Below are 13,259 nucleotides of genomic sequence, written 5' to 3'. Positions count from 1 at the left end.
CCGCAGCCACCGACGCGATCGTCGGGACGTCGGATCAGCATTCGATGACGTTGACCGCGAGGCCGCCCTCGCTGGTCTCCTTGTACTTGGTCGACATGTCGATGCCGGTCTGGCGCATCGTCTCGACCACAGCGTCGAGGGAGACGTAGTGGCTGCCGTCGCCGCGCAGCGCGAGGCGGGCAGCCGTGACCGCCGTCGAGGCCGCTATGGCGTTGCGCTCGATGCACGGGATCTGCACGAGTCCGCCGATCGGGTCGCAGGTGAGTCCGAGGTGGTGCTCCATCGCGATCTCGGCGGCGTTCTCGATCTGCCGGTTCGTGCCGCCCATCACAGCCGTCAGCCCTCCGGCCGCCATCGCACAGGCCGAGCCGACCTCGGCCTGGCATCCGCCCTCAGCACCCGAGATCGACGCATTGGCCTTGAACAGCGAGCCCAGCGCGGTGGCGGTGAGCAGGAACCTCCTGATACCGCGGCGACGGTTCGCATCGGCGACGGCTTCGTCGTCAGTGGCCTGCGCCGCGTCGATGGCCCGTGTGCCGTCGAAGCCGAGCAGCGCACTGCCGACCAGCTCTCCGTACGGCGTCACGGCATTGCCGGCGCCGAGACCCGAATCGGCGAGGAATCGCCACCAGTACATCGCGACGGCGGGAAGGATGCCGGCAGCACCGTTCGTCGGAGCAGTGACGACCCGACCACCCGCGGCGTTCTCTTCGTTCACGGCGAGCGCGAAGGCACCCAGCCACTCTCCCGGCAGCTCGCGATGGCCGTCGGCCTCTGCCTCCTCGAGTTGAGAGCGGATCATGCTCGCCCGCCTCTTGACCTTGAGCATGCCGGGAAGCACGCCGTCGGAGTGCAGTCCGTTCTCGACGCATGCGGCCATCGCATCCCAGATCGCGTCGAGTCCCGCGGCGACCTCTTCTTCCGGACGCTCCGCGGTCTCGTTCAAACGCGCGACCTCGGCGATCGACAGGCCGTGCTCGTCGCACAGGGCGAGCAGGGACGCGGCATCGGCATAGGAATACGGCAGCGGGGCAGAGGCGAGCTTCGCGTCCTCTCCGTCCCGGCGGATGAACCCGCCGCCGACGGAGTAGTAGGTCTGCTCGGCGACCACGCCCTCGGCGGCATCCCACGCGGTGATCGTCATGGCGTTCGGATGACCGGGTAGTCGGGTGCGAGGCGCGAACTCGATGTCGCCCTTCGAGAACGGGATCTCGTGCACGCCGTCGATCCGCAGTGTCGCACCCTCGCGAAGTTCGGTCCAGGCCGCCCGGACGTCAGCCGGATCGCAGGTCTCCGGGGCCAGACCGCGGAGTCCGGCGACGACCGCATCGGGCGTGCCGTGTCCGATGCCGGTGGCCCCCAGCGATCCGTAGAGCGTGCAGCCGATCCGCGCGACGCGGTCGAGCACGGCGTCCGAACGCAGTCGCCGAGCGAACTCGAGTGCCGCCCGCATCGGCCCGACCGTGTGGGAACTCGAGGGGCCCACTCCGATGGAGAAGAGATCGAAGGCCGAGACGTACGCTGTCACCTCCTCAGCCTACGTCGTGGGCGGGGAGACGGGTCAGGACACCGCCGTCAAGGCCCTTCTCGTCGCGGGTGCAGAACCTGATCCTGGGGGTGTATCCGACGCGAAAGGGACGATCATGACGAACAGCACGCCTGAGCAGGACCCGACCTCCGGCCTCGACCCCGAGGCGCAGACACCGACCCCGACGCCGTCGTCCGGCGACGCCGGCGAGTTCAAGGATCCGGCGAACACCGCCGAGAAGCCGGCAGAGGCCGACTCGCCCGAAGACGCGGATCCCTCCGAGGTTCCCAGCAACGACGAGCTCGAGGAGCCGAGCACTGAGAAGGAGCCCTCCGAGGAGCCCAAGGCCCCGACGCGCAACGACCCCGAGCCCGACCATGAGGCGGTCGGGATCGGGGTCATCGACGGCCCGGAGACCGACGAGGGCGACTGAGCGACTCCTACCTCGCTCCGCCACCCGGCCGCTCCCGTCGCGATGCACCCTGCGACGGGAGCGAGTTCGGGAAGGGCTACTCGACGAGCTTGCCCTCGGTGTCGACCTCGCGCATGAGCTCGGCGATCTCGGCGGGGATCTCGGGGATCGATTCGTGCGTCACACCGCCGGTCGGCGACCAGACGAGATTGACCTGCAGCGTCGGATCGGTGTCGGGATAGTCGCTGCGGTTGTGGCATCCGCGCGTCTCGCGACGCTCCAACGCAGCTTCGAGCGTGGCCCGCGCCGCGAGGGCCGAGGCCTTCAGGTCGAACGCGTGCGCGAGATCCTGGAAGCCCGCGATGTCGGGGTGGATGCCGATGTCCTCCATGCGCCCCTCGATCATGTCGAGCTCGGCAAGGCCGGCTCGCAGTCCCTCCTCCGAGCGGACGACACCCGCGTGCTGCGTCATCGTGTTGCGGATCGACCGCTGCAGGGCCCGCACGTTCTCTCGGCCGTCGGCGGCGAGAAGGTCGTCGATCTCTGCTCTCGCCTGAGCCACCGCCTCCGCCGACCGGCGCTGCGCGTCGAGCCCTGCCGCGTGCGCCATCGCCGCCTGACCCACGATGCGCCCGTAGACGAGAAGCTCGATGAGCGAGTTGCCGCCGAGACGGTTGGCTCCATGCAACCCGCTGGAGGCCTCGCCGATCGCATAGAGGCCGTCGACGTCGGTCTGGTGGTCGTCCGGACGCACCCACACGCCGCCCATCGAGTAGTGCGCGGTCGGCGCGATCTCGATCGGATCGGTGGTGATGTCGAGCATCTGCAGCTCCATCATCGTCTGATACACGCGGGGCAGACGAGTCATGATCGTCTCCCGCGGCAGATGTGAGACGTCGAGCCAGACGCCGCCGTTCTCGGTTCCCCGGCCCTCGGCGATCTCGGTGTACGCGGCGAGCGCGACGCGGTCGCGGGTCGAGAGCTCCATGCGCTCGGGGTCGTACTTCGACATGAACCGCTCGCCGAGGGCGTTGCGCAGGATGCCGCCTTCGCCGCGAGCGGCCTCCGAGATGAGGGTGCCCGCCGCGTTCTCGGGCTCGATGATGCCCGAGGGGTGGAACTGCACGAGCTCGGGGTCACGCAGCCGCGCGCCCGCCTCCACCGCGAGGCGGAACGAGTCGCCGGTGTTCTCGTCGCGGCGCGACGAAGTACGACGCCAGATGCGGTTGTGTCCGCCCGCGGCGAGGATCACAGCATCCGCGTGGATCAGGTAGCGCGTGCCGTCGGACTGGTCGAAGCCGTAGGCGCCGAAGACGACGTTGTCGCGCACGAGCAGCCGGGTGATGTAGACGTGGTCGAGGATCGGCACGTCGAGCTGCTCGGCCTTGGCGACGAGCGTGCGCTGGATCTCGAGGCCGGTGTAGTCGCCGGCGAACGCCGTGCGACGGAAGGTGTGCGCGCCGAAGAACCGCTGCGAGATGCGCCCGTCGTCTTCACGGGCGAAGTCCATGCCCCAGCGCTCGAGATCGCGGATGCCGCGCTCGGCGCCCTGCGTCACGATCTCGACCGTGTGGGGGTTTGCGAGCAGGTAGCTCTCCTTGATGGTGTCGGCGGCGTGCTGCTGCCAGCTGTCGCCTTCGTCCATGGTTCCGAGAGCGGCGTTGATGCCGCCGGCGGCGAGGGAGGTGTGGGCATCCTGTCGGGGGCGTTTGCCGACGGCGAGGACGTCGATGCCGTGTTCGGCGACCTCGATCGCCGCGCGCAGCCCGGATCCGCCGGTCCCGATGACCAGGACCGTGGTGGAGATCTGACGTTCGCGAGTACTCATGCATTTCACGCTAGTTAGGGCGACCTAATAACTCCAATGCATTGTTCTACTGGTATCGATAGACTGCAGGTATGAACCTCGAGCAGCTCCGCGGGTTCGTCGAGGTCGCCCGCCTCGGCCACTTCACCCGCGCCTCCGAGCACCTGCATCTCGCCCAGCCGTCGCTCAGTCGACAGATCTCGACGCTGGAGCGCGAACTCGGCGCCGAGCTCTTCCATCGGGCCCGCGGACACATCGCGCTCACCTCCGCCGGCGAAGCGCTCCTCCCCCGCGCGCAGCGGATGCTCGCGGAATCTGACGCCATCCGCGAGGAGATGGGCGAGCTCGCCGGCCTGCGCCGTGGCCGCGTGCGGCTCGGCGCCCCTCCCACGCTCTGCATCAGCCTCGTCGCCGAGGCGATCAGCACCTTTCACGCGGCCCACCCCGGTGTCGACCTGCACCTCACCGAGAGCGGCTCGCGCCTGCTCGTCGACCAGCTCGCCGTCGGCGCGGTCGACATCGCACTCATCACCGAGTCGGAGGGGCCCCCGCCGTCGGGGTTCAGCCTGTCGCGGATGCCGCTGCTCACCGAGGAGCTCGTCGTGGTCTCCGCGGCATCCGAGCCCCCGGTGTCGTCGTCCTCGTCGATGAGCCTCGCTCACCTCGCCACCCTCCCCCTGATCGCCCTCGACGAGACCTATGAGCTGCGGGCGACGACGGATGCGGCGTTCCGTTCAGCCGGGTTGACCCCGAACTTCGTGCTCGAAGGAGCGGAGATGGATGCGGTGCTGCGCTTCGTAGAGCGCGGCGTCGGAGTCGCGGTCGTCCCGGCGATGGTGCTCCTCGATCAGCCGGCACTGCGGTCGGTGCGACTCACGCATCCGATGATGACCCGAACCGTGAGCCTCGCCCACCGTGCCGACGTCACCCCCGCGATCGCCGTCGCGGCGATGCGTCACGTGATCGTCGCGACGGCCGCCGAGGTCGCCAGACGCGACCCCGCGATCACGAGCCTGCTCGACTGACGCAGCTCAGCCGGCGAACACGCGCAGGAGCCGGACCACCAGCAGACTGACGGACACGATCAGTCCGAGGTAGGCCAGGCTGAGCCCGACGATGGCGGCGGCGCGGAACGCACCGTGACGCCGCACGGAGGCATGGCCGATCAGCGCGGCGGCCGCGGCGATCGCGATGGCGATGAGGTACCCCACGATGCCGCTCGGCAGCACGAACAGCGACACGATCGCCAGCACTCCGCACACGAGGCCGATCACGTGCCACACCCGGTTGTTCTGGGCCTGCTCGGGGAGCGTCATGAGCACGAGCCTACCCAGCGGGGGCACCGTGCCCGAGCACCGCTCGACGACCGATGATCAGGCATCCTCGTACTCGTCGGGCGACCACTCCTCGCGCCACTCGATGATCGGCCGGTCGCCGTCGAACCGGATCGGCAGCCAGACGTAATCGGCGATCGACGTGTCGACGTAGGCGAACTCCTCCATCGGCTCGTCGCTGTCCTTGCCGGGCCCGAAGTGCTCGATGAAGGCCTGACGGGCTCGATCGCCGTGGTCGAGATACCGCGGAAGCCAGCGGTCGGCGATGGCGATGTAGAGGTCCTTCTTGCCGGGATGCCGGAACACCGAGGAGATCTGCGAGTGGAACGACGTGCGCGAGTCGTCCTGCGGATGCAGGTCGCCGAGCACCTCGAAGGGGCCGTGGTAGCTGCGCGAGACCGCCGACTCCGACGGGTTCGGGTAGTAGCCCGTGGTGCCGGACGTCAGCAGGTAGTGCAGTCCGCCGCGCTGGAAGTGCGCCGGTGCCTCGCGCACGTACGGCGGCTGCGGCTGCGGGAAGTGCGTGGAGTAGTACCCCGTCACGTCGGTGTAGTCGCTGGTGAGATCGGCGCAGATCATCTCGGAGTGCACACGCTCGAAGTAATAGTACCCCTTGCCGTCGTGCGGGTCGACGACCAGATCGAAGTCGCCGGCGCTCATGTCGAGGGGCCGCAACCAGGTGCGCTGGATCTCGTACGGACCGAGGATGCTGTCGGCGGTGAGCACCGTCGAGCGCTGCACCGACCCCTTCGTCATCACCTTCACCCAGCACACGAACTTGCCCGTCTCGGCGTTGAAGATGATGTGCGGTCGATCGAGGCCCTGCGCCGGATGCAGCGGCGAGGACTCGTCCTCTTCGTCAGGCGGGATGATGACACCGCGGTCGTCCCAGTCGACGAGGTCGGTCGACGAATAGCACCGCACGCCCCAATGCCAGATGCCGCTCCCCGGAGTCGAGAACTCCTTGTTCTCGCCATACCAGTAGTGCACCCCGTCGACGGTGAGGACCGAGCCGCCATGCGCGTGGATGCGCTCGCCCTTGGTGTCGAGCCAGACCTGCCCCGGCCGGATGCGGTGCTGAGTCATGCTGCTCCCTCGTTCTCGAGAACAGGCTCGGGTCGGCGCCAGCCGAAGAACGGCCGCTCGGGGTCGTCGCCGACAGACCGGAACGTGGTGGCGAACGAGTGCCGGCCGGGTCCCACCGGGATCTCCTCCGTCGAGCCCGGCAGCACCAGCACGCCGGTGGATGCGGCAGGCACCTCGACCTCGATCGACAGCTCCTCTCCGTCGCGACGCCAGGCGATGGCGGCCGTGCCGCGGACGCCGTCGTACCGCGCGCTCGCGTGCTCCAGACCACCGCCCGGCCGCGGTTCGAAGCGGATGCGCTCCCATCCCGGCGCATCGGCGGCAAGCCCCGCGACCGCACGGTGCAGGAAGTCGGCGACAGCCCCCAGTGCGTAGTGGTTGAACGACGTCATGTCGCCCGGGTTGATCGACCCGTCCGGCAGCATGCTGTCCCACCGCTCCCAGATCGTCGTCGCCCCCATGCTGACCGGGTACAGCCACGACGGCAGCTCATCCTGCAGCAGCAGGTGGTACGCGTAGTCCATGCTGCCGGCGCGCACGAGCGCGTCGCAGATGATCGGCGTGCCGACGAAACCGGTCGAGATGTGGAATCCTCCGGCCCCCACCAGCTCCTGCAGCCGGGCACCGGCACGCAGCACCTGGTCCTCGTTCTCGAAGAGCTCGAACACGAGTGCGACGGCGATCGAGGTCGGGGTATCGCTGACCACTCGGCCGCTGTCGCTGAGGAACTCGTCCTGGAAGGCGCGGGCGGCTCGGTCGGCGACCGTGCGGTAGTGCACGGCATCCGCCTCCTCTCCCAGGAGCGCCGCGGTGTCGGCCAGGATCCGCGCCGTGCGCACGTGATAGGCGGTCGCCACGAGGTACTTGTCGGTGTGCGACTTGCCGGGATCCTCGGGCGGAGCGGTCGGGTCGAGCCAGTCTCCCAGTTGGAAGCCGGTGTTCCACAGACCGGTGTTGCCGGTGAGGTCGTCGACGAGATCGACCCAGGCGCGCATGCTCGGGTACTGATCTGCGAGGATGCGCAGGTCGCCGTCGTTGCGGTACATCTCCCACGGAACGATCACTGCCGCGTCGCCCCAGGCGGCCGTCGGGAAGTTCGGGAAGCCGCACTCCACCCAGGGCACGAAGTTGGGCACGTGGCCCTGGTCGGCCTGCTCGAAGGCGAGGTCCCGCAACCAGCCGGTGAGGGTGCCGTGGGCCGCGAACAGCCGAAGCGCAGTCGGGGCGAACACCTGGATGTCACCGGTCCACCCCACGCGCTCGTCTCGCTGCGGGCAGTCGGTGGGCAGATCGACGAAGTTGTCGCGCATGCTCCAGACGACGTTCGAGTGCAGCTTGTCGAGGCCGTCGTTCGATGACTCGAACCAGCCGGTCGGACGCATACCGGTGTGGATCACCACAGCCTCGACGTCGCCCTCTCGAAGCTCGCCCGGCCAGTTCTCGAGCTCGGCGTACTGGAAGCCGTGGATCGTGAACCGGGGCGTGTAGGTCTCCTCAGCGAGGCCCGCGGCCGTGTACGTGTCGACCGAGGTCGCCGCACGAAGTGGCCGGGTGCCGAGCTCGCCGTTCTCGATGACCTCGGCGTGATGCAGGCGCACCGTGTGACCGGCATCCGCTCGAAGCCTGACGCGCAGGACACCCGAGATGTTCTGCCCGAAATCGAGACGAATGCGGCCGCTCGGCTGTCGTGTGGTCGACACCGGACGCAGAGTCTCGGTCTCCTGCACGGGCAGCGCGGTGGGCGGCTCGATCGCCGCGGGGAAGTCGGACCGAGGCAGCAGGGCTGCCGAGGACCAGTCGGAGGCGTCATAGCCGGGAGCCGACCAGCCGTCCTGCACGAGCCGCGCGTCGAAGGCCTCTCCCTCGTACAGCCCCACCTCGGTGATCGGCGACGGAGCAGCGCTCCATTCCAGCGGCACGTGATGGATCGTGCCGTCGGCGGTGGTCACCTCGAACTGTGCGAGCAGCGCGACGTCGGATCCGTAGATGTCCCAGACGCCGCCGTCGAAGCCGATGTGGCCGCGGTACCAGCCGTCGGCGAGCCACGCGCCGAGCACGTTCTCACCGCTGCGCAGCGCCGCGGTCACGTCATGGGTCTGATAGCGGATGCGATGGGTGTAGCTCGTCCAGCCTGGCGCCAGCACGTCGTCGCCGATGCGCTCGCCGTTGAGCTCGAGCTCGTAGACGCCGTGCGCCGTCGAGTAGATCCGCGCCCGGACGATGCCCTCGGGCAGCGCGCCCTCGGCGACGACGGCCCGCAGCAGATGGGCGGGTCGCGGCGTCGTGCGGTCGGCCACGACAGAGGGCGAGACGAAATCGACCTGCCAGTCCTCGCCGAGGCCGGCCTCAATCCTCATCGGCTCGCTCCAGGTGTCGGAGTCGACAGCGCGGACGCGCAGCTCTCCCCCGGCACGGGGAGCCAGGGATGCGAACGGCCACGGCACGAGCTGGGTCGAGGCGGTGCGCTCGACACGCGTGACGCCGTCGTCTGCGGTGAACTCCAGTTCGAACGCGGGGGCCGCGGCATCCGCCACGAAGGAGATCCGCGGCTCGGCTTCGCCGATCCCCAGGGTCTTGCCTGCGCGCCTGTTCTCCAGCCAGATCTCGATGATGTTCGTCATGTCAGCCCTTCACCGATCCTGCGGTCAGGCCCTTCATGACCTGCTGGTTGAGGAACACGTAGATGAGCAGCGTTCCGAGCACGTTGACCGAGATCGCGGCGAAGGTCGGCCCGTACTGCACCGCTCCGTACTCTCCGGTGAAGTTGAGCAGACCGACCTGGATCGTGCGCAGGTCGCTGCTGTTGGTGAAGGTCAGCGCGATGAGCAGGTCGTTCCAGAGGAAGAAGAACTGCACCAGGCCGATCGTGAACAGGGCGTTCTTGACCAGCGGGAGCCCGATCGAGAAGAACGAGCGGAAGATCGAGGCTCCGTCGAGCGTCGACGCCTCGAAGATCTCCCGAGGCACCGAGCGGAAGAACGTGGCCATCATGAAGACGGTCAACGGCATGCCCAGGGCGACATAGGTGATGATCAGCGGCCACAGCGTGCCGGTCATGTTCGTGCGGAAGTAGATCGTGAACAGCGGCAGGAGAATCATCTGCGCCGGCACCATGATTCCTGCGAGGAACAGCAAGAGGACCGTGCCCCTGCCCTTCCACACCATCACCTCGAGAGCGAAGCCGGCGGCCGTGCCGAACACGAGGATGATCGCCAGCGACGGGAACACCGCGATCACGCTGTTGACGATGTACTTGCCGAACTCGCCGGTGGTGAAGACCTCGATGTAGTTCACGATGTCCCACGACTGAGGGAGCGCCCAGAACGGCTCGTTGAGGAACTCGTTCTGGGTCTTGAACGAGCCGAGGATCATCCACAGGATCGGGTAGACCTCGACGATCAGCAGCACGGCGATGAGCAGCCGGATCGGCAGCCGGCGGAAGAAGTCGCGTGCTCCCCGGCGGTTCGGGTCGACGTCGCGGCGGGTGGGCAGCGGGGTGCCCGTGACGATGGCGGTTGTCGCACTCACTGGTTCAGTCCTTCGTCAGATCGCGGCGGGTGGAGCGGAAGATGAAGACCGTGAACAGCAGGCACAGGATCGTCAGCATGAGGGCGATGGTGCTGCCGTACCCGTAGTCGCCGTAGGCGAAAGAGGTGCGGAACATGTACAGGGTCAGCGGCGTCGTGGCATTGCCTGGCCCGCCGTTCGTCAGCGCGACCACGGTGTCGAACACCTTGAGCGTGCCGTTGATGCTGAAGATGATCGACGACAGCAGCACGGGCAGGGACAGCGGCAGGACGATCGTGCGGATGAGCTTCCATCCGGATGCTCCGTCGATGCGGGCGGATTCGATGAGCTCGTCGGGGATGTCGACGAGTCCGGCGTAGAGCAGCACGGCGTAGAAGCCCATCGAACGCCAGAGGTCCATCGCGATGATGACCCAGAACGATGCGTCGGGGGTGCCGAACCAGTCGAGGTTCTGCACGCCGAGGATGCCGAGGAACGAGTTCACCGGACCGACGGTCGGCGCCGCCTCGAACAGGCGCTGGAACAGCAGAGCGACAGCCACGGTGGGCAGCACCACCGGGAAGAAGACGATCGTGCGGATGATGCCCGACCCCTTGCGGAGCCAGAAGACGTACATCAGCGACAGCAGGTAACCCACGATCACCTGCAGCGCCGTGAGGATGAGGGCGTATTTCAGCGTGAAGAAGATCGCGTCCCAGGCGGCCGGATCCTGGAAGAACTTCGCGAAGTTGGCGAACCCGTTAAAGGTGAAGCCGGTGATGGGGTTGCCGTCCTGCACCGTGTAGAACAGCGACCACACGATCGGGACGAGCATGACGAGCGAGTAGACGAGCAGCGCGGGTCCGAGCAGGACGAGGATGGCGCGCTTGTCACCGAGGACTTTGTGCATGGTGGATCTCCTGATGCGACGACGACGGTCCCGGGGCGGGCGGGCGCCCGCCCCGGGAGTGGGTCAGCCTTCGTCGTTGGCTGCCTGGACGAGCTTCATGAACTCTTCGCCGGAGAGGCTGCCGTTGGCGAGACCGGCACCGTTGTTCTGGCTGATGCCGGTGGCCTTGGGCGTGAAGAGCGCCTCGAACCAGAGGACACTGGACGGAGCGTTCGCGATCTCCTCCTGCACCATCTGGGTCGTCGGGGGCAGGTCGGTCGGCGGGTTGTCGACCACGAAGCCCGAGATCACTCCGCTGTCGTTGAGCGCGGTGTCGCCGTAGCCCTCGGCGATGCACTTCAGCCAGGCGGCCGAGTCGTCGTCGTAGTTCTTCTCGGCGAGCATCACCGGGATGCCGACGTTGGCCGGGATCTGGTCGATGCTGCCTGCGCCGCCCTCGACCTCGGGGAACCGCGCGAAGCCGATGTTGTCGGCGCCGATCTGGTTCTGCGCCTCGTCGTTGAAGTTCGCGAGGACCCAGCTGCCCATGTAGTAGAACGCGGCCTTGCCCGACAGGAACAGGTTCATCGATGCGTTGTAGTCGATCGAGCCGACCGCGTCACCGAAGTATCCGGCCTTGCCGAGCTCGGCGACCGCGTCAGCGGCTTCGACGTACTCGGGGTCGGTCAGCTTGGCGTCGCCGTCAGCGACCTTCTGCAGAGCGTCGGGGCCGAGTGTGCGGAAGATGTAGTCACCGACGAGACGCGTGACGGGCCAGCCGTCCTTCCCGGCGGTGGCGAACGGCTGCACACCGGCATCCTTCAGCGTGGAGGCGGCATCGACGAGGTCGTCCCAGGTCTCGGGCACCTCGACGTCATTCGCCTCGAGGAGCTCCTTGTTGTACCAGAAGCCCTCGATGTTGAACTCGGTCGGCAGGGCGTAGAGCGCTCCGTCGCCGTACAGCGCCTTGACGGTCGACTCGGCGGCGGGCACCAGACGATCTGAGACGCCCAGGTCGTCGAGAGCCTTCGAGAGGTCGAGCACTTTGCCGCCGTCGATGAACTCCGACATGAGCGCGGGCGTTCCGGCGGCCATCTGGATGTCGGAGAGTCCGTCCTGGCTCGCGAGCAGCTGGAGCTGCTGGTCCCACTGCGTGCCCGAGATGTCATCGGACTTCAGCGGAGCGGCGTCCGCCGCGGCCTTGCACTGGTCTCCCGCGAGGGTCTCGAGCGTGGAGATGATCGTGGTGTTCTCGGTCTGGCCGAGATACGTGAACTCGCCGTCGCCGGCGCCGGACTCGGAGCCGGATCCCCCGGAGCTGCCTGAGCAGGCCGAGAGCGCGAGAGCGCCGATGCCGATGAGCGCGATTGCGGGGGCCAGGCGACGGGCGCGCCTCATTGCTGTGGTCACTGTTCCTCCTTGAAGAGCGACGCCTCTTTTGAAGCGCTTCATTCACACCATGCCATAGGAAAAAAGGCCCTGTCAAGAGAGTTACGCATCACAAATGAAGCGCTTCACGAATACTGATGCTCTAGAGTTGAAGAGCCAGGACCTGGCGAGGATGCCGAGGAGGATGACGTGACCGACACTCCCCCGTCTGGGCGCACGAAGCCCAGCATGGCTGACGTGGCCGCTCACGCGGGAGTCGCCCTCGGCACGGTGTCGAACACCCTCAACAATCCGGAGAAGGTGCGAGAGACGACCCGGCGGAAGGTGCTCTCATCGATCGCCGAACTCGGATTCGTCCGCAACGACGCAGCCAGGTCTCTGGCCGCAGGGAGCAGCACCTCGGTGGGCCTGGTGCTCGCCGACCTCGGCAACTCGTTCTTCGTCGACATCGCCCGGGGTGCCGAGCGCGCGCTGCGCCGTCACAAGATGGACGTGCTGATCGTCAACTCCGACGTCGACCCCGACCGCGAGGTGCACAACCTCGAGCTTCTCGATCGTTCGCGCGTGGCCGGCATCATCCTCGCTCCACTCGACACCGCGCTCGCGAAGTCGCCTCATCCGGAGAATCGCACCACTCCGACCGTCCTGGTGAACTTCGAGTCACCCTCGCTCGCGTACCCCGGAGTCACCGTGGACGAGCGACACGGAGGCGCACTGGCCGCGTCGCACCTGATCGCACTCGGGCGCAGAAGGCTGCTGTTCGTGGGTGGACCGCGGTTCCTCACGGCAGTGAACCAGCGGTGGGAGGGGGCCGAGCAGGCGACTGCAGCCCACGCCGAAGCGCACATCGACATCCTCGAGACCCGAGGCGTCAACATCCGACACGGGCGGGATGCCGGGCGGCAGATCCTCGCGCGCGGCGCGGGCACCTATGACGCCATCGTCGCGGCATCCGATCTCGTGGCCATCGGTCTCATCCAGATCCTCAATGAGGTGCCCGGCTTCTCAGTGCCGGGCGACATCGCCATCACCGGCTACGACAACAACCACTTCGCATCCGAGAGCTCGATCCCGATCAGCACCGTGAGTCAGCCTGGCGAAGAGATGGGCGCCGTCGCGGCCGACCTGCTGCTGGAGCGCATCGCCGACCCCGCGGCTCGGGCGCGCAGCGTGACACTGGAGCCCCGCCTGCTCCCCCGCACATCCACCCTCGGCGAGATGTGGCGCAGGGACTGAGGCTCTGGGGCTGAGGCTCTCGGGCGCGATCTTGCCCCACACGCAACGCAAAACCCCCGCCGCTTTCGCGA

General features: G+C 67.6%; 11 protein-coding genes. 3 read left to right on the top strand and 8 right to left on the bottom strand.

The genetic code is table 11. The features are described 5' to 3' along the window. Window positions 1–34 precede the first annotated feature (34 nt). Window positions 35–1,528, bottom strand: a complete 1,494-nt coding sequence (locus tag ACZ0AA_RS17235) for an L-serine ammonia-lyase, iron-sulfur-dependent, subunit alpha (protein WP_400862161.1) — start codon at window positions 1,526–1,528, stop codon at window positions 35–37. Window positions 1,529–1,643: 115 nt separating this feature from the next. Here ACZ0AA_RS17235 and ACZ0AA_RS17230 point away from each other — a divergent pair, with 115 nt between their 5' ends. Beyond that, window positions 1,644–1,961, top strand: a complete 318-nt coding sequence (locus ACZ0AA_RS17230; protein ID WP_400862163.1) for a hypothetical protein — start codon at window positions 1,644–1,646, stop codon at window positions 1,959–1,961. 76 nt (window positions 1,962–2,037) lie between these two features. On the opposite strand, the gene ACZ0AA_RS17225 is transcribed toward ACZ0AA_RS17230, so the two are convergent. Further along, window positions 2,038–3,768, bottom strand: a complete 1,731-nt coding sequence (locus ACZ0AA_RS17225; RefSeq protein ID WP_400862165.1) for an L-aspartate oxidase — start codon at window positions 3,766–3,768, stop codon at window positions 2,038–2,040. 71 nt (window positions 3,769–3,839) lie between these two features. On the opposite strand from ACZ0AA_RS17225, the gene ACZ0AA_RS17220 reads away from it, so the two are divergent. After that, window positions 3,840–4,772 carry a LysR family transcriptional regulator gene (locus ACZ0AA_RS17220; protein WP_400862167.1) on the top strand — a complete coding sequence of 311 codons (933 nt, stop codon included), beginning with the start codon at window positions 3,840–3,842 and terminating at the stop codon, window positions 4,770–4,772. Window positions 4,773–4,778: 6 nt separating this feature from the next. Here ACZ0AA_RS17220 and ACZ0AA_RS17215 read toward each other — a convergent pair whose 3' ends face one another. From ACZ0AA_RS17215 to ACZ0AA_RS17190, 6 genes are all read right to left on the bottom strand, one after another. After that, on the bottom strand, window positions 4,779–5,063 hold the full coding sequence (locus tag ACZ0AA_RS17215; protein WP_463513675.1) for a hypothetical protein: 285 nt from the start codon (window positions 5,061–5,063) through the stop codon (window positions 4,779–4,781). A gap of 57 nt (window positions 5,064–5,120) precedes the next feature. Beyond that, window positions 5,121–6,167: a family 43 glycosylhydrolase gene (locus ACZ0AA_RS17210; protein WP_463513674.1), complete on the bottom strand. Its 1,047-nt coding sequence runs from the start codon at window positions 6,165–6,167 to the stop codon at window positions 5,121–5,123. Then, window positions 6,164–8,788: a family 78 glycoside hydrolase catalytic domain gene (locus ACZ0AA_RS17205; RefSeq protein ID WP_463513673.1), complete on the bottom strand. Its 2,625-nt coding sequence runs from the start codon at window positions 8,786–8,788 to the stop codon at window positions 6,164–6,166. The genes ACZ0AA_RS17210 and ACZ0AA_RS17205 overlap by 4 nt, the downstream gene beginning before the upstream one ends. Window position 8,789: 1 nt before the next feature. Next, the gene (locus tag ACZ0AA_RS17200; RefSeq protein WP_400862174.1) at window positions 8,790–9,695 is read right to left on the bottom strand and encodes a carbohydrate ABC transporter permease; all 906 of its coding nucleotides are present in this window, start codon (window positions 9,693–9,695) and stop codon (window positions 8,790–8,792) included. A 4-nt stretch (window positions 9,696–9,699) separates the two neighbouring features. Next, window positions 9,700–10,584 carry a carbohydrate ABC transporter permease gene (locus tag ACZ0AA_RS17195; protein ID WP_400862176.1) on the bottom strand — a complete coding sequence of 295 codons (885 nt, stop codon included), beginning with the start codon at window positions 10,582–10,584 and terminating at the stop codon, window positions 9,700–9,702. Between the two features lie 63 nt (window positions 10,585–10,647). Then, entirely contained in the window at window positions 10,648–11,973 is a 1,326-nt protein-coding gene (locus tag ACZ0AA_RS17190; protein WP_463513672.1) for an extracellular solute-binding protein, read from the bottom strand. Window positions 11,974–12,141: 168 nt separating this feature from the next. On the opposite strand from ACZ0AA_RS17190, the gene ACZ0AA_RS17185 reads away from it, so the two are divergent. Further along, window positions 12,142–13,188, top strand: a complete 1,047-nt coding sequence (locus tag ACZ0AA_RS17185) for a LacI family DNA-binding transcriptional regulator (RefSeq protein WP_400862180.1) — start codon at window positions 12,142–12,144, stop codon at window positions 13,186–13,188. The last annotated feature ends 71 nt before the right edge of the window (window positions 13,189–13,259 follow it).

The organism is Microbacterium sp. AC035, assembly GCF_979258485.1.
Note: the sequence above shows the minus strand (reverse complement) of the source record. Positions and strands in the feature narration are given on the sequence as shown.

Coding starts and splice junctions, on each gene's coding strand:
- ACZ0AA_RS17230 (WP_400862163.1), top strand. CDS start 1,644: ATGACGAACAGCACGCCTGAGCAGGACCCGACCTCCGGCCTCGACCCC.
- ACZ0AA_RS17225 (WP_400862165.1), bottom strand. CDS start 3,768: ATGAGTACTCGCGAACGTCAGATCTCCACCACGGTCCTGGTCATCGGG.
- ACZ0AA_RS17220 (WP_400862167.1), top strand. CDS start 3,840: ATGAACCTCGAGCAGCTCCGCGGGTTCGTCGAGGTCGCCCGCCTCGGC.
- ACZ0AA_RS17215 (WP_463513675.1), bottom strand. CDS start 5,063: ATGACGCTCCCCGAGCAGGCCCAGAACAACCGGGTGTGGCACGTGATC.
- ACZ0AA_RS17210 (WP_463513674.1), bottom strand. CDS start 6,167: ATGACTCAGCACCGCATCCGGCCGGGGCAGGTCTGGCTCGACACCAAG.
- ACZ0AA_RS17205 (WP_463513673.1), bottom strand. CDS start 8,788: ATGACGAACATCATCGAGATCTGGCTGGAGAACAGGCGCGCAGGCAAG.
- ACZ0AA_RS17195 (WP_400862176.1), bottom strand. CDS start 10,584: ATGCACAAAGTCCTCGGTGACAAGCGCGCCATCCTCGTCCTGCTCGGA.